The sequence below is a fragment of the Pseudomonas sp. Bout1 genome, from assembly GCF_034314165.1.
GTDB lineage: Bacteria > Pseudomonadota > Gammaproteobacteria > Pseudomonadales > Pseudomonadaceae > Aquipseudomonas.
The window spans coordinates 6,188,861-6,206,608 of the sequence record NZ_JAVIWK010000001.1; the positions used below are offsets into that span (position 1 = coordinate 6,188,861).

Sequence of the window (17,748 nt, forward strand, 5' to 3'; positions counted from 1 at the left end):
TCGCTATGAGCGAAGACCGATCGAGCAACGGGCAAAAGTCATGGCTGGGGAAACTCACCCAGGCCTTTGCCCACGAGCCGAAAAACCGCCAGGAGCTGTTGGAGCTGCTGCGCGAGGCACATCAGAACAAGTTGCTGGACAGCGAAGCGCTGGCCATCGTCGAAGGCGCCATCCAGGTGGCTGACCTGCAAGTACGGGACATCATGGTTCCGCGCTCGCAGATGATCAGCATCAAGGCGACCCAGACCCCTCGGGAATTCCTCCCGGCCGTCATCGACTCGGCGCACTCGCGCTACCCGGTGATCGGCGAAAGCCATGACGACGTCATGGGCGTCCTGCTGGCCAAGGACCTGCTGCCGCTGATCCTCAAGGAGAACGGCGACAGCTTCAACATCAAGGACCTGCTGCGTCCTGCCACCTTCGTCCCCGAATCCAAGCGCCTGAATGTGCTGCTGCGCGAATTTCGTGCGAACCACAACCACATGGCCATCGTGATTGACGAATACGGCGGTGTGGCCGGCTTGGTGACCATCGAAGACGTGCTGGAACAGATCGTCGGCGACATCGAAGACGAACACGACGTTGAAGAAGACAGCTACATCAAACCGCTGCCCAGCGGTGACTTCCTGGTCAAGGCCCTGACGCCGATCGAGAACTTCAACGAGTTCTTCGACAGCGAATTCTCCGACGATGAGTTCGACACCGTCGGCGGCCTGGTCATGAGTGCGTTCGGCCATCTGCCCAAGCGCAACGAGACCACGGAAATCGGCGCCTATCGCTTTCGCATCCTGAATGCCGACAGCCGTAGAATCCATTTGATCCGCCTGACACCCATTGCTCGCTAAGGATTGATATGCGCCGTCTGACCGCACCCGGCTGGCCCGGTAACCTGCTGGCCGTGGTAGCCGGCGCCATCACCACCCTGGCGCTGGCGCCGTTCGACTTCTGGCCGTTTGCGCTGGTGGCGGTCGGGTTCTTTTATGCGGGATTGCGCGAGCTGACACCACGCCAGGCCTTGGGCCGTGGCTGGTGCTTCGGTTTCGGCCTGTTTGGCGCCGGCACCAGCTGGATCTACTACAGCATCCACCACTTCGGCGGCGCCTCGGTGCTGCTGGCGGGCATGCTGATGCTGGTATTTACCGCTGCCATTGCCTGGTTCTTTGCCCTGCCTGCCTGGCTCTGGGCGCGCTGGCTGCGGCGCAATGAAGCGCCATTGGCTGATGCGCTGGCCTTCGCGGCATTGTGGGTTGGCCAGGAAGCGTTTCGTGGCTGGTTCCTCACCGGCTTCCCCTGGCTCTACTCCGGTTACAGCCAGCTCGACGGCCCGCTCACCGGCCTCGCGCCGCTGGGTGGCATGTGGCTGATTTCCTTTGCCCTGGCACTGACCGCCGCCCTGATCTGCAACCTGCCGCGCCTGCTCGCGGGCAAGCGCAACCTGTTCATCGGTGCTGGCTTGCTGCTGTTGGTGGCGCCATGGGCCATCGGCCTGGCGCTCAAGCATCACGCCTGGACCACTCCCTCCGGCCCACCGCTGACCGTGGCGGCCATCCAGGGCAACGTGGAACAAAGCATGAAGTGGGACCCCGAGCAGCTCAATGCGCAGCTCGCGCTGTACCGCGACATGAGCTTCAGCTCAAAGCCCGTAGACCTGCTGGTATGGCCGGAGACCGCGGTGCCGGTGCTCAAGGAATCCGTCGAAGGTTATCTGGGCATGATGGGCAAGTTCGCCGCCGACCGGCACACTGCACTGATCACCGGCGTACCGATTCGCCAGGAAGTGCATCACCAGAAGCGCTTCTTCAATGGCATCACCGTGGTGGGCGAAGGCGACGGCACCTACCTGAAGCAGAAGCTGGTGCCGTTTGGCGAGTACGTGCCGCTGCAGGACATGTTGCGCGGCTTGATTGCATTCTTTGACCTGCCGATGTCGGACTTCGCCCGCGGCCCAGCCGACCAGGCCTTGCTGCAAGCCAAGGGCTATCAGATTGCGCCGTTCATTTGCTATGAAGTGGTGTACCCGGAGTTCGCTGCCAGCCTGTCGGCCCGCAGCGATTTGTTGCTGACCATCAGCAACGACACGTGGTTCGGCCGGTCCATCGGCCCGCTGCAGCATTTGCAGATGGCCCAGATGCGCGCCCTGGAAGCCGGCCGCTGGATGATTCGCGCCACCAACAACGGCGTCACCGGCCTGATCAACCCCTACGGGCAGATCACCGTGCAGATCCCGCAGTTTGAACGCGGGATCCTCTACGGCGAAGTGGTGCCGATGCACAACCTCACGCCGTACCTGGAATGGCGCTCGTGGCCGTTGATCATCCTGTGCCTTGGCCTGTTTGGCTGGGCGCTGTTGGCGGGCCGGATGTCCAAGACGGTTTAACCGGCATACTCGAATAAATGTGGGAGCTGGCTTGCCTGCGATAGCATCACCTCGGTGTAACTGACACACCGAGGTGCCTGCATCGCGGGCAGCCCGGCTCCCACAGAAGCCAGCTCCCACATTTGCCCTGCGGTGCTACCTGTAAAACAACCGATAACCGACCTGCCCTACCGCTTCATTCAGCAACTGCCCGCTCTGCCATACCGATTTGAATTCCGGCATCCAGCCACCCAGCGGCCGCGCATTATCTAAACCAAGAAACCCCACCGGCGCCGACACTACCGTAAACCCGGCCCTTTCGAAGCTCCAGCGCGAACGCGGCATGTGCCAGGCCTGAGTCACGACGACCACGCGCTTGATGCCCTGCGGCAACAGAATCTCGGCACTCATCTGCGCGTTTTCCCAGGTAGTACGGCTGCGCTCTTCCTTCCAGCGCACGCTCACGCCAAAGTCATCCTGCATCGACACCGCCATCAACTCCGCCTCGCTGGGCGGCGTACCGTAGTGCAAGCCACCGGTGGTCAACACCGGCAAGCCCGAAGCCTTGGCCAATCGGGCCGCATAACGTTGGCGTTCCAGACCGACACCCGTCGGCTGATCGGAGCCCCAAGCCGGATCACCCCGCTCACGCCCCGAACCCAACACCACGATGGCATCGGCCTGCTGCGCCAGATTCGCCCACTCGTTACGCGCCAAGGGCGGCTCAGTCTCCAGGACCTTTGCCCCCCACTGCACCACCACTGGCAGGCTCATCAACCACATCCCGCCGAACCCCAGTGCAAAGCACACCGCCGCCAGGCGCGGCCGGCTGCGACGAAACCACCAGGCAAGCGCCAGCAACAGCAATAAAATGCCGGGCGGCAGCAACAATTGTTTAATGAAGTAACGAATAGGCATCGGGCATCTCCAAAGATGCCCGAAGCCTAAGGTGTAACGTGGTTTAGCCACAATCTTTACAGGAACAGACGCTCAGAAGGCTATAGATAACTGACGCGGTACTTCACTTGAAACGCACGGACCGGAGTTTTTCCGGGCTGCGACCGGCCGACAAATCCTTGAGCCATACCACCTTGGCCGAGCGCGAAAGCTCCTGGGCTGGCGGGGAGGCCATGCCATGGGACGCGCGATGCTCGTTTAACTCCAGATACACCCTGATCACTTCCAGCTCTGCCTGGCTCAAGCCACGCAGTTCCAACTCCAAAGGCCGCTCATCACACAATCGGCCTGCGGTTTTTGCTGCATCCAGTGCTCGACCCAAACGGTCGATCAGTCCTTCGTACACCTGCGGTTTCGTTAAAGTTAGCTGCGAATCAACCATCCCTCACCTCATTGAAGATAAGACTCACTCCCCACTAAACAGCGTAGTCCTGCTGGCCCTGCCTGCCTGACGCCGCGACCAACGGCCTCGGCGGCGCAATCAGGGTTTCCCTCGATAGAGTGGGGTCATGTATGCTACGGCGCTTCCTGTAACTCCACTTCCCGCAGGGTTTGGGCACGGACGCGCCGCTTTTTGGTGTCGATCAACCTGAACGTTGCACCGAAGAGGATTAGGCCACCCCTATTCAGTTCAAAAGTAGCCATGCACGAACAATATCAGCCCCGTGAAATAGAAAATGCCGCCCAGTCGTTCTGGGATGAGCAAAAGTCCTTTGAAGTCAGTGAACAGCCAGGCAAGGAGACTTTCTATTGCCTATCGATGTTCCCTTACCCCAGCGGCAAGCTACACATGGGGCATGTGCGCAACTACACCATCGGCGACGTCATCTCCCGCTACCAGCGCATGCTGGGCAAGAACGTCCTGCAACCCATGGGTTGGGACGCCTTCGGCATGCCGGCAGAAAACGCCGCGATGAAGAACAACGTAGCGCCCGCCAAGTGGACCTACGAAAACATCGCCTACATGAAGACCCAGCTGCGCAGCCTGGGCCTGGCCGTGGACTGGTCCCGCGAGGTCACCACCTGCAAGCCTGATTACTACCGCTGGGAACAATGGCTGTTCACTCGCCTGTTCGAAAAAGGCGTGATCTACAAAAAGAGCGGCACCGTGAACTGGGACCCGGTGGACCAGACCGTACTGGCCAACGAACAAGTGATCGACGGCCGCGGCTGGCGCTCCGGTGCGCTGATCGAAAAACGCGAAATCCCGATGTACTACTTCAAGATCACCGCCTACGCGGATGAACTCTTGTCGAGCCTCGACGATTTGCCGGGCTGGCCTGAACAGGTCAAGACCATGCAGCGCAACTGGATCGGCAAATCCAAGGGCATGGAAGTGCAGTTCCCCTACAACGTCGACTCCATCGGCGAAGCGGGTGTACTCAAAGTCTTCACCACCCGCCCCGACACCCTGATGGGCGCCACCTACGTTGCCGTGGCCGCCGAACACCCGCTGGCTACCCAGGCTGCGCAGAACAATCCTGAGCTTCAGGCATTCATCGCCGAATGCAAAGGCGGCAGCGTCGCCGAAGCCGACGTCGCTACCCAGGAGAAAAAAGGCCTGCCGACCTCGCTGTTCGTCGAGCACCCACTGACCGGCGAGAAGCTGCCGGTGTGGGTCGCCAACTACGTACTGATGCACTACGGCGACGGCGCGGTAATGGCTGTGCCGGCGCACGACGAGCGCGACTTCGAGTTCGCGACCAAGTACAACTTGCCGATCAAGTCCGTGGTGCGCACCAGTTCCGGTGATACCAACCCGGCACCGTGGCAGGACGCGTACAACGAACACGGCACGCTGATCAATTCCGGCGCATTCGACGGCCTGGATTTCGAAGGTGCTTTCGACGCCATTGAAGTGGCGCTGATCAAGAAAAACCTCGGTGCCTCGCGCACCCAGTTCCGCCTGCGCGACTGGGGCATCAGCCGCCAGCGCTACTGGGGCTGCCCGATCCCTATCATCCACTGCGAAACCTGCGGTGACGTGCCGGTGCCGGAAGACCAACTGCCGGTGGTGCTGCCCGAAGACGTCGTGCCGGATGGAGCGGGTTCGCCCTTGGCACGCATGCCCGAATTCTACGAGTGCGCCTGCCCGAAATGCGGCGCCCCGGCCAAGCGCGAAACCGACACCATGGACACCTTCGTGGAGTCCTCGTGGTATTACGCCCGCTACGCCTCGCCGCACTATGAAGGCGGCCTGGTAGAAAAATCCGCGGCCGACCACTGGCTGCCGGTCGACCAGTACATCGGCGGCATCGAGCACGCCATCCTTCACCTGCTGTATGCGCGCTTCTTCCACAAGCTGATGCGTGACGAAGGCTTGGTGAGCTCCGACGAGCCGTTCAAGAATTTGCTGACCCAGGGCATGGTGATTGCCGAGACTTATTACCGCCGCGAAGCCAATGGCGCCTACACCTGGTTCAACCCGGCCGATGTCGAGCTGGAACGTGACAGCAAGGCCAAAGTGATCAGTGCCAAGCTGAAATCCGACGGCCTGGCGGTGGAAATCGGCGGCACCGAGAAGATGGCCAAGTCGAAGAACAACGGCGTCGACCCACAGTCGATGATCGACCAGTTCGGCGCAGACACCTGCCGCCTGTTCATGATGTTCGCCTCGCCGCCTGACATGAGCGCCGAATGGTCCGACTCTGGCGTAGAAGGCTCGCACCGCTTCCTCAAGCGCGTCTGGCGCCTGGCGCATGCCCATGTAAGCGAGGGCTTGCCGGGCAAACTGGACGTTGCAGCGTTGAGCGATGAGCAAAAAGCCATTCGCCGCAGCACCCACCTGGCCATCAGGCACGCCAGCCAGGACGTGGGCCAGCACCACAAATTCAACACCGCCATCGCCCAGGTGATGACGCTGATGAACGTGCTGGAAAAAGCCCCGCAGGCCACCGAACAGGACCGCGCGCTGGTACAGGAAGGCCTGGAAACGGTCACCCTGCTGCTGGCTCCGATCACGCCGCACATCTGCCACGACCTGTGGACCCGCCTGGGCCACAGCGGCGCCGTCATTGATGCCAGTTGGCCGGTACAGGATGACAGCGCCCTGGTCCAGGACACACTGCAACTGGTGATTCAGGTCAACGGCAAGCTGCGTGGCCAGATCGACATGCCGGCCAGCGCCACTCGCGAAGAAGTCGAAGCCGCCGCCCGTGCCAATGAAAACGTGCTGCGCTTCACCGAAGGCCTGACGATCCGCAAAGTGATCGTGGTGCCCGGCAAACTGGTCAATATCGTCGCTAGCTAATCGGATCGGGCGCCAGGGCATTACCCTGGCGCCGAACAAAACCTCCAGGGCCTCGATAAGGCCCACATGGTTTCAAGGGGAGCATCAAAATGATCAAACGCAATCTGCTGGTTATGGGCCTTGCCGTGCTACTGAGCGCATGCGGCTTCCAGCTGCGTGGTACCGGCACCACCGATCTGACGATCAAGGAACTGGACGTTACCGCCCGCAATTCCTACGGTGAGACCGTACAACAACTGCGCCAGGTCCTGGAAAGCAGCGGCGTCAAGGTCTACTCGGGCGCAGCCTACAAACTGAACCTGGCCGATGAGAAAGAAGACCAGCGCAACCTCAGCTACGCCAGTGCCGGACGCTCTTCGGACATCGAACTGAGCACCACGCTCTTCTTCGAAATCCAGGGCCACGACAACCTGCCGTTGATGGGCGACAAGATCCAGGTGCAAAAAGTCGTGAGCCACGACGGCAACAACCTGGTGGGTTCGGACTCCGAAGTCATCCAGGTGCGCAAGGAAATGCGTCGCGAACTGGTGCAGCGCATGGTTCTGCGTCTGCAACTGATCACCCCGGAGCAACTGGATAAACTGCAGCAAATGGCCGACAACAAAGCCAGGGCGGATGCCGATGCGCTGAAAGCTGCGCAAGAGTACGAAGACAACACGCCGAAGCAATCGCCTGCTGAAGTCCCTGTCGAGTAAGCCAGACGGGGCGCCCCAGGCGCCCCGTTCGCCCCGCCTATGAAACTTGCCCCCGCCCAACTCGCCAAGCACCTGCAAGGCAGCCTTGCGCCCGTCTACATCGTCAGCGGTGACGACCCGCTGCTGTGCCAGGAAGCGGCGGACGCGATTCGCACTGCCGCCCGCCAACAGGGCTTCGATGAACGCCAGGTGTTCAGTGCCGACGCCAGTTTCGACTGGGGTACGCTGCTGCAGGCCGGGGCGAGCATGTCGCTGTTCGCTGAAAAGCGCCTGCTGGAACTGCGCCTGCCTTCGGGCAAGCCCGGCGACAAGGGCGCGGCGGCGCTGATGGAATACTGTGCACGCCCTGCCGAAGACACGTTGTTGCTGATCAGCCTGCCCAAGCTCGATGGCAGCGCGCAGAAAACCAAGTGGGGCAAGGCGCTGGTGGAAGGTGCACAGACCCAGTTCATACAGATCTGGCCGGTGGACAGCAGCCAACTGCCCCAGTGGATTCGCCAGCGCCTGTCGCAATCCGGGCTGACCGCCAGCCAGGACGCGATAGAGCTGATTGCAGCGCGGGTGGAAGGCAACCTGCTGGCGGCCGCCCAGGAAATCGAAAAGCTCAAGCTGATGGCAGAAGGCGGCCAGATCACGGTGGAAACCGTACAAGGCGCCGTGGCTGACAGCGCACGCTTTGACGTATTTGGCCTGGTGGACGCGATCCTTAACGGTGAACCCGCCCACGCCCTGCGCATGCTCGAAGGGCTGCGTGGCGAAGGCGTCGAGCCGCCCGTGATTCTCTGGGCCCTGGCCCGGGAATTACGCTTGCTGGCCAACATTGCCCTGCAGTACAGCCAAGGCATCCCCCTGGACAAGGCGTTCAGCCAAGCGCGGCCACCGGTGTGGGACAAGCGCAAGCCGCTGATCAGCAAAGCCCTGCAACGGCACTCGGCGCAACGCTGGGCGCAATTGCTGCTGGAAGCCCAGCGCATTGACGCGCAGATCAAAGGCCAGGCGGCAGGATCTCCCTGGATGAGCCTGAGTCGTTTGTCACTTTTGATGTCTGGACAGCGCCTGGCGTTACCTGCTGAATAGTCCTACGTATTGCTGGGCTGGACAGAATCCAAACTTCGGCCGATGATTCGCACCGCATCATCAACCCGCCAAAGAGTACCCATCATGAGCAAAAAGCCATCCAAGCATGGCCCCAACAAGGCCAAATCCATCATCGCCCAGCCGTTGTTCCGCAGTCGCCAGGAACGCGCCGGCAAGGGCAAAGGCAGCTACCGCCGCGAAGCCTTCCAGTCTAATAGCTGGGAGGCTTCTTACTTTCTGGCTGCCTGAAGGCAAGTGCCCCTCTGGCATGATAAGGTCTGTACCTGATTCGTATTCCCTGGACCTGTGCATGCCCTCTAGTCTTTCTCGTCGTTGGCACCTTCGCCAACTGATCGCTGCCTCCAGCCTCATTCTGTTAGTCGCCTGCGCGGAAAAACCCACCGCCGCCGATGCCCAACCCCTGCCCCCGCTCCAGACTGCACCGGTAGCTGCGCCTGCCGTCGTTGCGCCACTGGTGGCAGACAATCTTGATATCCAGCCGACCCAGACCTTTGCCGAATGGCAGGCGGGCTTTCGCGTGGACGCCTTGAAGGCCGGTATCACCCCACAGGTTTTCGACACCGCTTTTGCCAATGTCGTGCCCGACATGGCGGTGATCCGCGCCGACCGCAGCCAGCCGGAATTCTCCCGCCCGGTGTGGGAATACCTCGACGGCGCGCTGTCGCCGCTGCGCGTGCGCAATGGCCAGTCGCTGCTGGTGAAGTACGCCGACATTCTGCAACGCATTGAGGACCGTTATGGCGTCGACCGCCAGGCGCTGGTTTCGGTGTGGGGCATGGAGAGTAACTTCGGCCAGTTCCAGGGCAACAATTCAGTGATCCGCTCGCTGGCGACCCTGGCCTATGAAGGCCGTCGCCCGGCGTTCGCCCAGGCGCAACTGCTGGCGGCGCTGCAGATCATCCAGCATGGCGATATCGCCGCGGACCAGATGAAAGGTTCCTGGGCCGGGGCCATGGGCCAGACCCAGTTTATCCCGACCACCTACAACACCCACGCCGTGGACTTCGACGGTGACGGTCGCCGGGATATCTGGAACAGCCCGGCCGACGCCCTCGCCTCAACTGCGCATTACCTGCAAAGCTCCGGCTGGCAGAAGGGTCAGCCGTGGGGCTTTGAGGTGCAGCAACTGCCGCTGAACTTCGATTACGCCCTGGCCGATGGCAGCGTACGCAAAACCGTTGGCGAGTGGTTGAAACTGGGGATTCAGGTGCCGCCTGGTGCCAGCGTTCCGCCCAACGTAGACCAGCTTTCCGCCGCCCTGCTGCTGCCCGCCGGCTATCGCGGCCCGGCATTCCTGGTGCTGGACAACTTCCGCGCGATCCTCAAGTACAACAACTCGTCGTCCTATGCGCTGGCGGTTGGCTTGCTGTCGGAGAGGTTTGGTGGCGGCGGCTTGATTCGGGGGAGCTGGCCAAAAGATGAGCTGCCATTGACGCGCTCACAGCGGATGGATTTGCAGACCGTACTCAGCGCCAATGGCTACGATGCCGGCAACCCGGACGGCATCATCGGTGCCAATACCCGCAAGGCGATTCGTGCAGCGCAACAGTCGCTGGGCTGGCCGGCGGATGGGTATCCGACGGTGAAGTTGCTGGAGTCGTTGCAGAGCCGCTAGATCGTTGTATGGCGACTGCCGCCATCGCAGGCAAGCCAGCTCCCACATTGACCGTGTACATCATGAACGACGCGGTTAAAGGTGGGAGCTGGCTTGCCTGCGATGAGGCCTTGAGAAGCAGCAGAAATCTCAGGCCTTAAACACCACATCCTGCTCCAACACCAACCGCTTCTCCCCCGCATCCAACCGCACCCTCGCGCCCATCGGCAACGTGAGGTTCGGGTTGCAATGCCCGCTGCGCCAGCCGGACAGCACAGGAATGCACAACGGCTCGAAGGTCTGTTTCAGCAGGCGCTCAAGCGCAGTGCTATCAACCCCCGCCACATCCCCCACCACAACACCCGCCACCTGAGCCAACTTGCCCGCCAGGCGCAAATGCGTCAGCAACCGGTCAATGCGGTACAGCGGCTCGTTCACATCCTCGATAAACAGAATGATGCCCTCGGCATCCATCTCGTAGGCCGTGCCCATCACCGCCGCGATCATCGAGAGATTGCCGCCCAGCAACCGCCCGCAGGCGATGCCTGGCTCGACGGTGGTCAACGGGTAGGCCACCGGGTGAGTCAACGGGCTACCAGCCTTCACCTGCCCGCGTAGCATGCTGAACAGCGATGACTCGGTAGGCTGTTGCTTTTCACCTAACAGGTCAGCGTTGTACATCGGCCCGTGGAAGGTGATGAAACCGGCGTAACGGTTGATCGCCAGGTGCAAGGCGGTGATGTCGCTGTAGCCCACGAACGGTTTGGGGTTGGCCCGCAACAGGTCAAAGTCCAGGCGGTCCAGCAGGCGCGGCGTGCCGTAGCCGCCGCGCAGGCAAAATATGGCGTCGATGGAAGGGTCGGCGAACGCCGCATGCAAGTCATTCAGGCGTACGTCATCACTACCGGCCAGGTAGCCGTCCCGCTGCCCTACACCCGGAAAAACCCGCAGTGTGTAGCCTCGGGCGCGCATCCATTGCGTGGCCTTGTCAGTATCCAGCTCGGCCGGCCCGGCAGGGGCAATCAGCCCGATCACGCCTTCAGCGCGCAGCGCAGGTACCGCACAAGTGGTCAGTTGAGTCGTCATCCATGGTTCTCCTCGTGTGGATTGCCCAAGGCACTCTAAACAGCAATGGTTGTAAACAGAAGAGGATGACTTAACTGCAACATGTAGGAGCGAGCTTGCTCGCGAAGGTCGTAAACAATAACGCGCGCATCCTGGATGCGCGCGGTGCTCTTGAGTCCTTCGCGAGCAAGCTCGCTCCTACAGTGAGGGCGAGACTTACGAAACCAGGCTGGCCTTGACCAGTTTCGCCTGCTCGTCGGCGTGGTACGAGGAACGTACCAGCGGGCCGGAAGCGACGTTCTTGAAGCCCATTTTGTAGCCTTCTTCGGCAAACCAGGCGAACACGTCCGGGTGCACGAAGCGCTGTACCGGCAAGTGACTGCGGGAAGGTTGCAGGTACTGGCCGAGGGTCAGCATGTCGATGTCGTGCTCGCGCATGCGCTTCATGACTTCGATGACTTCTTCGTCGGTTTCGCCCAGGCCCAGCATCAGGCCGGATTTGGTCGGAATGTGCGGCATCATCTGCTTGAACTTCTGCAGCAGGGTCAGCGACCACTGGTAGTCCGAACCCGGACGCGCAGCCTTGTACAGGCGCGGCACGGTTTCCAGGTTGTGGTTGAACACATCCGGCGGCTCGGCAGCGGTGATTTCCAGTGCTACGTCCATGCGGCCACGGTAGTCCGGGACCAGGGTTTCGAGCATCACGTTCGGCGACAGCTTGCGGATTTCACGGATGCAGTCGGCAAAGTGCTGGGCACCGCCGTCACGCAGGTCGTCGCGGTCTACCGAGGTGATTACCACGTACTTGAGTTTCAGGTCGGCGATGGCGATGGCCAGGCTTTGCGGCTCGTTGACGTCCAGTGGCTTCGGCCGGCCGTGGCCAACGTCGCAGAACGGGCAACGACGGGTGCAGATGTCACCCATGATCATGAAGGTGGCAGTACCGCCGGAGAAGCACTCGCCCAGGTTCGGGCAGGACGCTTCTTCGCACACGCTGTGCAGCTTGTGTTTGCGCAGCAGGGCCTTGATGCGGTCGACTTCCGGCGAAACCGGGATACGCACGCGAATCCAGTCAGGCTTTTTCGGCAGTTCGGTGGTCGGAATGATCTTCACCGGGATGCGTGCAACCTTCTCGGCGCCGCGCAGCTTGACGCCGGCTTCTACCTTGGCACGCGGGGCCGGACGCTCGGTAACATCCAGCGTCGGGATCATGGTTTGCACTGCATCAGTAGTCATAATCAGTCGATTCCGCCCGTTAGGGTCGTCTGCTCAGCATAGTCGAGGTGTTTGACGAGCTGCGCGCGCAGCCGGGCACTTACCTCGGCAAATTCTAGTGGTGTTGCGTGATCGCTCAACTGGGTCATCGCCAAACCGGCGTAACCACAGGGATTGATCCGTCGAAACGGCGCCAGGTCCATGTCCACGTTCAAGGCCAGGCCATGAAAGGAACACCCGTGGCGAATCCGCAGGCCCAGGGAGGCGATTTTCGCGCCCTCCACGTAAACCCCCGGTGCATCCGGCTTGGCGGCCGCGGTCACGCCGTAGCTGGCCAGCAGCTCGATCAGGCATGACTCCATGCGACTGACCAGCTCACGCACGCCAAACCCCAGCCTGCGCACGTCCAGCAGCAGATAAGCCACCAATTGGCCAGGGCCATGGTAAGTCACCTGCCCGCCGCGGTCGACCTGCACCACCGGGATTTCTCCCGGCAGCAGCAAATGCTCGGCCTTGCCGGCCTGGCCCTGGGTGAAAACCGGCGGGTGTTCGACCAGCCAGATCTCGTCCGGGGCTTCGGTGCCGCGCTCGTTGGTGAACCGCTGCATGGCGTGCCACACCGGTTCGTATGCCAGTTGGCCAAGCTCGCGAAAGCCCAGGGTCTGTGACATCACAACACCATGTGCACGAAGCCGGTAGCCCGCAGTTCGCTGTTGATGTTGTAGAGCTGGTCTTGATCGGTCGCCAGGATATACAGCTGGGTCGTGGTGTACTTACCTGTGCTGCTTTGACGATCAATGGTCTTGTCCAGATTGATCTCGGCGTGCTTCAACACGATGGCAATCACCGCGTCTTTGCGGCCCACGCCAGTATCGCTGATCACTTTGATCGGATAGTCCTTTTGCGGGAACTCGATCTTTGGCGCCTGTACTTCTTTATCGGTCATGGCAGAACAGCCTCGTAAGCGGTAAGCCGTGGCGACGGCAAAGCCCCGCGTCAGATCAACGCGGGGCTTTGCAGGTGCACACTATCAGTTGAACAAGCCGTAGAAGAATAGACGGATGCTATCCCACACGCGTCGGAAGATACCACCTTCGTCGACGGCGTCCAGCGCGATCAGGTCGGCGCTGTGCACCACCTTGTCGTCCAGTTTCACTTCGACTTTACCGATGACATCGCCCTTGGCGATCGGTGCGACCAGTTGCGGGTTCATGGTCATGCTGGCCACCAGCTTCTTGAGCTGGCCTTTAGGCATGGTCAGGGTCAGGTCTTCAGCCAGGCCGGCCTTGACTTGATGGGTCGCGCCTTTCCACACAGGGGCTTGAGCCAGCTCGGTGCCTTTCTGGTAGAAGGTCTGGGTTTCGAAGAAACGGAAGCCATAAGTCAGCAGCTTTTGAGTCTCGGCCGCACGGGCCTGCTCGCTGTTGGTACCGAATACCACGGCAATCAGACGCTGACCGTCACGCACAGCAGACGACACCATGCAGTAGCCGGCTTCTTCGGTGTGGCCGGTTTTCAGACCATCAACGGTCTTGTCACGCCACAGCAGCAGGTTGCGGTTAGGCTGCTTGATGTTGTTCCAGTAGAACTCTTTCTGGGAGTAGATCGCGTAGTGCACCGGGTCGATGCGAATGATCGCGCGAGCCAGGATCGCCATGTCGTGAGCCGACGAGTAGTGCTCAGGGTTCGGCAGACCGGTCGGGTTCATGAAGTGGCTGTTGGTCATGCCCAGGTCAGTCACGGTTTTGTTCATCATGTCGGCGAACGCGTCTTCGCTGCCGGCGATGTGCTCGGACAGGGCCACGCTGGCGTCGTTACCCGACTGGATGATGATGCCGTGCAGCAGGTCGCTTACCGTCACCTGCGAGCCGACCTTGATGAACATCCGAGAACCGCCGGTACGCCAGGCGTTTTCGCTGACGGTCACCGGATCGTTTTCACCGATCTGACCGCGACGGATTTCCAGGGTCGCGATGTACGCGGTCATCAGCTTGGTCAGGCTGGCTGGGGGCAGGCGCTGGTCACCGTTGTTCTCCACCAGCACGTTGCCGCTGGCGGCATCCATGAGCACCCAGGCCTTGGCGGCCAGTTGCGGTGAAGCCGGCACCATTTCCACCGCCCACGCGGCAGGGGTGATGATCAGCGGAACTAGCAGGCACAGGCGTTTGGCTAAGGTGGTGATGTTCATCCGTCTCTCGAAATTGCTTATGGAAACTTGCCCTCGCGGGCAAAACTATTCAGACAGCCCGTCGCCAGACTGTCGCGTGTTCGGTTGTACGCCCACCCCTTGCCCCTGGGTTTTTATTGTTCAACGAGCCAACAACCAAGGTTCAAACCCGCATGCGAGCCTGAACCATCAATCCTTTGTACTGCTTATTCAGCGGTGACCACGCTGGGTTGCCCCAGGTTGGCCATGCGCACACTGTTCTGCACTTGCGCAACTTCGCCTGGCGAACCGATCGGGCCCATGCGCACTCGGTGCAGGGTCTGCTGGTTACGCACTATAGAGCTGATAAACACCGGCGCGCTGACCATCCCGCTGAGCTTGGACCTTAACAGCTCTGCCGCGTCCGGGTTGGCGAAAGCGCCGACTTGCAGGTACTGGCCACCCACGGTAGAAGCCCCCGGTGCGGCATGAGGGACGACAACGGTGTCCGGGGCGTGCTGCGCCGGTGGTGGTGTCCACTGCTCGATCTTGCCGGCCGACGCGGTCACTTGCGGCTGCTGGGTTTGCGGCTCGTTGAGCATCAATGGCGCCGGCTTGCCACGCTGGGCCCAGTACTGGGCCGGGTCGATACCTTCAACCTTCACGCGTGCCGTGCCGATCTCGGCATACCCGAGTTTCTTCGCGGCGGCATAGGACAAGTCGATGATCCGGTCCGAATAGAACGGCCCACGGTCATTGACCCGCAGGATCACGGTGCGGTTGTTGTCCAGGTTGGTCACCCGCACGTAGCTTGGCAGCGGCAGGGTCTTGTGGGCTGCGCTCATGCCGTAAAGGTCGTAGACCTCGCCGTTGGCGGTGTTCTGGCCATGGAACTTGGTCCCGTACCAGGACGCCGTGCCCGATTGCACGTAGGTCTTGGAGTCTTGCAGCGGGAAGTAGTTTTTCCCCAGCACGGTATAAGGGTTGGCCTTGTAAGGGCCGGTGTGCAGGGTTGGCGTGGCATCCGGGATTTTCGAAACGTCCACATCCCACCACGGTGCGCCGTCTTTGTGGGCGCGGTTGATATCCAGCCCCGGTTGGGAGCGGACGGCAGTGCCACCGGTTTTTTGCACCGGTGCACGACTGGTGGAGCAACTGACCACCAATAACGACAATGCGGCATAAGCCACCAGCTTCAGGGGTTTGTACATCGGTGATACCGGCATTACTTGACGCCCCGTGCTTGGACCAGCATGTCTGACAGCTGATGCACGGCCATGGCGTACATCACACTGCGGTTATAACGCGTGATTGCGTAGAAATTCTTCAGGCCCATCCAATATTCCGGACCGTTCTCGCCCTCGAGGCGGAACGCCGTCACCGGCATATCATCGCGTGGCGCATTCTGACTCGACCAGCCCAGCGCCCGCAACTCCCCGACCGTCTTCGCGGGTTCGATACCCTGGGTCAGGCCTTCATCGGCGCGGTCGCCGGTGACGTCGGCGCGAATCACCACCGGCTCGCCGGCTACCCAGCCATGACGCTTGAAGTAGCTGGCGACGCTGCCAATGGCGTCATCGGGATTGCTCCAGATATTGATATGGCCGTCGCCGTCGAAATCCACGGCGTACGCGCGAAAGCTGCTCGGCATGAACTGCGGCAAGCCCATGGCCCCCGCGTAGGAGCCCTTGAGGGTCAACGGGTCGACTTGTTCTTCACGGGCCAACAGCAAAAACTCGCGCAGTTCCTTGCGGAAGAATTCGGCGCGCGGCGGGTAATCGAAGCCCAGGGTCGACAGCGCGTCGATCACCCGGTAGCTGCCGGTATTACGGCCGTAAAATGTCTCGATGCCGATGATGGCCACGATCACCTGGGCCGGCACGCCGTATTCCTGCTCGGCGCGGGCCAGCACGGCTTCGTGCTGGCGCCAGAAGTCCACGCCACGCGCCACGCGGGCGTCGGTGAGAAACATCGGGCGATATTCCTTCCACTGCTTCACACGTTCGGCGGGCCGGGAGATGGCGTCGAGGATGGCTTGCTTGCGCTGGGCTTCGCGGAACACGCCCATCAGCTGTTCACCGGCGAAACCATAGTCGCGGGTCATCTCACCGACAAACTCGGCGACCTGGGGCGAACCGTCATAGTCGCCGGCCTGCGCTTCCTGCACAGCGGCTCCCAGCAGGCCCAACAGGCCCATCCAGGACACGTGCCGAGCCGCCCAGCCGCGCATTACTTGCATTGACATCTTCACCTTATTCAAACCTGTGCGATCCACTTGCGATGGGTATGGATCGACATCAAAACCCCAAACGCTGACATCAATGTCACCAGCGAAGTTCCGCCGTAGCTAATGAACGGCAACGGCACCCCAACCACCGGCAACAGGCCACTGACCATACCGATGTTGACGAAAACATAAACAAAAAACGTCATGGTAAGGCTGCCGGCAAGCAATTTGCCGAACAGCGTTTGCGCCTGGGCAGTAATCACCAGGCCGCGACCGATCAGCAGCAAGTAAATCAGCAACAGGGCGCAAATGCCCACCAGGCCGAACTCCTCTCCCATCACCGCGATAATAAAGTCGGTGTGGCTTTCCGGCAAAAAGTCCAGGTGCGACTGGGTGCCCAGCAGCCAGCCCTTGCCGAACACACCGCCGGAACCAATGGCAGCCTTGGACTGGATGATGTTCCAGCCGGTGCCCAGCGGGTCGCTCTCCGGGTCGAGGAACGTGAGGATTCGCTGCTTCTGGTAGTCGTGCATAAAGAAGAACCACATGGCCACGGCCACCGGCACCGCCGCGGCCAGCACGCTGAGGATCCAGCGCCAGCGCAGGCCGCCCATGAACAGCACGAACGCGCCACCCGCGAGGATCAGCAGCGAGGTACCGAGGTCGGGCTGGCGCACGATCAGCACAAACGGCACGCCGATCAATATCAGGCTGATGCCCACGTGCTTGAGCTGGGGCGGCAATGTGCGTTTTGACAGGTACCAGGCAATGGTCGCCGGCATCAAAATCTTCATGAATTCCGACGGCTGGAAGCGAATCACCCCCGGGATGTTGATCCAGCGGGTGGCGCCCATGGCGTTGTGGCCCATCACATCCACCACCACCAGCAGCAACACGCCCGCCACATAGCCCAGCGGCACCCAGCGCGCCATGAAGCGCGGCTCCAACTGGGCGATCACCACCATCGACAACAGGCCCAGACCAAACGAGGACGCTTGCTTGATCAGCAGGTCCCAGTTCTTGCCACTGGCCGAATACAACACGAACAAGCTGCCCGCGGCCAGGGTCAGCAGCAGGATCAGCAACGGGCCATCAATGTGCATGCGCTGCAGCAAGGTGGCACGACGGCGCATCACATCCTCGCT

Annotated in this window: 17 protein-coding genes; 7 read left to right on the top strand and 10 right to left on the bottom strand. The window is 61.2% G+C overall.

Annotated features, from left to right (window positions below; genetic code table 11):
• The first annotated feature begins 5 nt into the window (after positions 1-5).
• The gene (locus tag RGV33_RS28665) at positions 6-845 is read left to right on the top strand and encodes an HlyC/CorC family transporter (protein ID WP_005791724.1); all 840 of its coding nucleotides are present in this window, start codon (positions 6-8) and stop codon (positions 843-845) included.
• 8 nt (positions 846-853) lie between these two features.
• A complete protein-coding gene (gene lnt, locus RGV33_RS28670; protein WP_322147697.1) occupies positions 854-2,377 on the top strand; it encodes an apolipoprotein N-acyltransferase in 1,524 nt (507 codons plus the stop codon).
• A gap of 135 nt (positions 2,378-2,512) precedes the next feature.
• Here the strand turns inward: lnt and RGV33_RS28675 are convergent, their stop codons facing one another.
• Both RGV33_RS28675 and RGV33_RS28680 read right to left on the bottom strand, forming a co-directional pair.
• The gene (locus RGV33_RS28675; RefSeq protein WP_322147699.1) at positions 2,513-3,274 is read right to left on the bottom strand and encodes a YdcF family protein; all 762 of its coding nucleotides are present in this window, start codon (positions 3,272-3,274) and stop codon (positions 2,513-2,515) included.
• A 103-nt stretch (positions 3,275-3,377) separates the two neighbouring features.
• Complete coding sequence (locus RGV33_RS28680; protein ID WP_322147700.1) at positions 3,378-3,695, bottom strand: hypothetical protein; 318 nt, start codon at positions 3,693-3,695, stop codon at positions 3,378-3,380.
• Between the two features lie 261 nt (positions 3,696-3,956).
• Between RGV33_RS28680 and leuS the strand changes: the two genes are divergently transcribed.
• From leuS to RGV33_RS28705, 5 genes are all read left to right on the top strand, one after another.
• Positions 3,957-6,563, top strand: coding sequence for a leucine--tRNA ligase (leuS, locus tag RGV33_RS28685; RefSeq protein ID WP_322147701.1), 2,607 nt, complete (start codon positions 3,957-3,959; stop codon positions 6,561-6,563).
• 89 nt (positions 6,564-6,652) lie between these two features.
• Complete coding sequence (gene lptE / locus RGV33_RS28690; protein ID WP_322147703.1) at positions 6,653-7,258, top strand: LPS assembly lipoprotein LptE; 606 nt, start codon at positions 6,653-6,655, stop codon at positions 7,256-7,258.
• A 39-nt stretch (positions 7,259-7,297) separates the two neighbouring features.
• Positions 7,298-8,335, top strand: coding sequence for a DNA polymerase III subunit delta (holA, locus tag RGV33_RS28695; protein ID WP_322147704.1), 1,038 nt, complete (start codon positions 7,298-7,300; stop codon positions 8,333-8,335).
• 84 nt (positions 8,336-8,419) lie between these two features.
• Positions 8,420-8,584: an alternative ribosome rescue factor ArfA gene (gene arfA, locus RGV33_RS28700; RefSeq protein ID WP_003176285.1), complete on the top strand. Its 165-nt coding sequence runs from the start codon at positions 8,420-8,422 to the stop codon at positions 8,582-8,584.
• A 61-nt stretch (positions 8,585-8,645) separates the two neighbouring features.
• A complete protein-coding gene (locus RGV33_RS28705; protein ID WP_322147708.1) occupies positions 8,646-9,971 on the top strand; it encodes a lytic murein transglycosylase in 1,326 nt (441 codons plus the stop codon).
• A gap of 129 nt (positions 9,972-10,100) precedes the next feature.
• On the opposite strand, the gene RGV33_RS28710 is transcribed toward RGV33_RS28705, so the two are convergent.
• The 8 genes from RGV33_RS28710 to rodA all read right to left on the bottom strand — a co-directional run bounded on the left by RGV33_RS28710 (position 10,101) and on the right by rodA (position 17,736).
• Complete coding sequence (locus RGV33_RS28710) at positions 10,101-11,036, bottom strand: LD-carboxypeptidase (RefSeq protein WP_322147709.1); 936 nt, start codon at positions 11,034-11,036, stop codon at positions 10,101-10,103.
• Between the two features lie 195 nt (positions 11,037-11,231).
• Positions 11,232-12,251: a lipoyl synthase gene (gene lipA, locus RGV33_RS28715; protein WP_416152094.1), complete on the bottom strand. Its 1,020-nt coding sequence runs from the start codon at positions 12,249-12,251 to the stop codon at positions 11,232-11,234.
• Positions 12,252-12,253: 2 nt separating this feature from the next.
• Positions 12,254-12,901, bottom strand: coding sequence for a lipoyl(octanoyl) transferase LipB (gene lipB / locus RGV33_RS28720; protein ID WP_322147710.1), 648 nt, complete (start codon positions 12,899-12,901; stop codon positions 12,254-12,256).
• Positions 12,901-13,176, bottom strand: coding sequence for a DUF493 domain-containing protein (locus RGV33_RS28725; protein WP_076014087.1), 276 nt, complete (start codon positions 13,174-13,176; stop codon positions 12,901-12,903). The genes lipB and RGV33_RS28725 overlap by 1 nt, the downstream gene beginning before the upstream one ends.
• Before the next feature lie 84 nt (positions 13,177-13,260).
• The gene (locus tag RGV33_RS28730) at positions 13,261-14,418 is read right to left on the bottom strand and encodes a D-alanyl-D-alanine carboxypeptidase family protein (protein ID WP_322147712.1); all 1,158 of its coding nucleotides are present in this window, start codon (positions 14,416-14,418) and stop codon (positions 13,261-13,263) included.
• A 185-nt stretch (positions 14,419-14,603) separates the two neighbouring features.
• On the bottom strand, positions 14,604-15,602 hold the full coding sequence (locus RGV33_RS28735; RefSeq protein ID WP_322147713.1) for a septal ring lytic transglycosylase RlpA family protein: 999 nt from the start codon (positions 15,600-15,602) through the stop codon (positions 14,604-14,606).
• The gene (gene mltB / locus RGV33_RS28740; RefSeq protein ID WP_322147714.1) at positions 15,602-16,615 is read right to left on the bottom strand and encodes a lytic murein transglycosylase B; all 1,014 of its coding nucleotides are present in this window, start codon (positions 16,613-16,615) and stop codon (positions 15,602-15,604) included. Before mltB ends, RGV33_RS28735 begins: the two co-directional genes overlap by 1 nt.
• 17 nt (positions 16,616-16,632) lie before the next feature.
• A complete protein-coding gene (rodA, locus tag RGV33_RS28745; protein ID WP_322148760.1) occupies positions 16,633-17,736 on the bottom strand; it encodes a rod shape-determining protein RodA in 1,104 nt (367 codons plus the stop codon).
• Positions 17,737-17,748 lie beyond the last annotated feature (12 nt).

Coding starts and splice junctions, on each gene's coding strand:
- RGV33_RS28665 (WP_005791724.1), top strand. CDS start 6: ATGAGCGAAGACCGATCGAGCAACGGGCAAAAGTCATGGCTGGGGAAA.
- lnt (WP_322147697.1), top strand. CDS start 854: ATGCGCCGTCTGACCGCACCCGGCTGGCCCGGTAACCTGCTGGCCGTG.
- RGV33_RS28675 (WP_322147699.1), bottom strand. CDS start 3,274: ATGCCTATTCGTTACTTCATTAAACAATTGTTGCTGCCGCCCGGCATT.
- RGV33_RS28680 (WP_322147700.1), bottom strand. CDS start 3,695: ATGGTTGATTCGCAGCTAACTTTAACGAAACCGCAGGTGTACGAAGGA.
- leuS (WP_322147701.1), top strand. CDS start 3,957: ATGCACGAACAATATCAGCCCCGTGAAATAGAAAATGCCGCCCAGTCG.
- lptE (WP_322147703.1), top strand. CDS start 6,653: ATGATCAAACGCAATCTGCTGGTTATGGGCCTTGCCGTGCTACTGAGC.
- holA (WP_322147704.1), top strand. CDS start 7,298: ATGAAACTTGCCCCCGCCCAACTCGCCAAGCACCTGCAAGGCAGCCTT.
- arfA (WP_003176285.1), top strand. CDS start 8,420: ATGAGCAAAAAGCCATCCAAGCATGGCCCCAACAAGGCCAAATCCATC.
- RGV33_RS28705 (WP_322147708.1), top strand. CDS start 8,646: ATGCCCTCTAGTCTTTCTCGTCGTTGGCACCTTCGCCAACTGATCGCT.
- RGV33_RS28710 (WP_322147709.1), bottom strand. CDS start 11,036: ATGACGACTCAACTGACCACTTGTGCGGTACCTGCGCTGCGCGCTGAA.
- lipA (WP_416152094.1), bottom strand. CDS start 12,251: ATGACTACTGATGCAGTGCAAACCATGATCCCGACGCTGGATGTTACC.
- lipB (WP_322147710.1), bottom strand. CDS start 12,901: ATGTCACAGACCCTGGGCTTTCGCGAGCTTGGCCAACTGGCATACGAA.
- RGV33_RS28725 (WP_076014087.1), bottom strand. CDS start 13,176: ATGACCGATAAAGAAGTACAGGCGCCAAAGATCGAGTTCCCGCAAAAG.
- RGV33_RS28730 (WP_322147712.1), bottom strand. CDS start 14,418: ATGAACATCACCACCTTAGCCAAACGCCTGTGCCTGCTAGTTCCGCTG.
- RGV33_RS28735 (WP_322147713.1), bottom strand. CDS start 15,602: ATGCCGGTATCACCGATGTACAAACCCCTGAAGCTGGTGGCTTATGCC.
- mltB (WP_322147714.1), bottom strand. CDS start 16,615: ATGCAAGTAATGCGCGGCTGGGCGGCTCGGCACGTGTCCTGGATGGGC.
- rodA (WP_322148760.1), bottom strand. CDS start 17,736: ATGCGCCGTCGTGCCACCTTGCTGCAGCGCATGCACATTGATGGCCCG.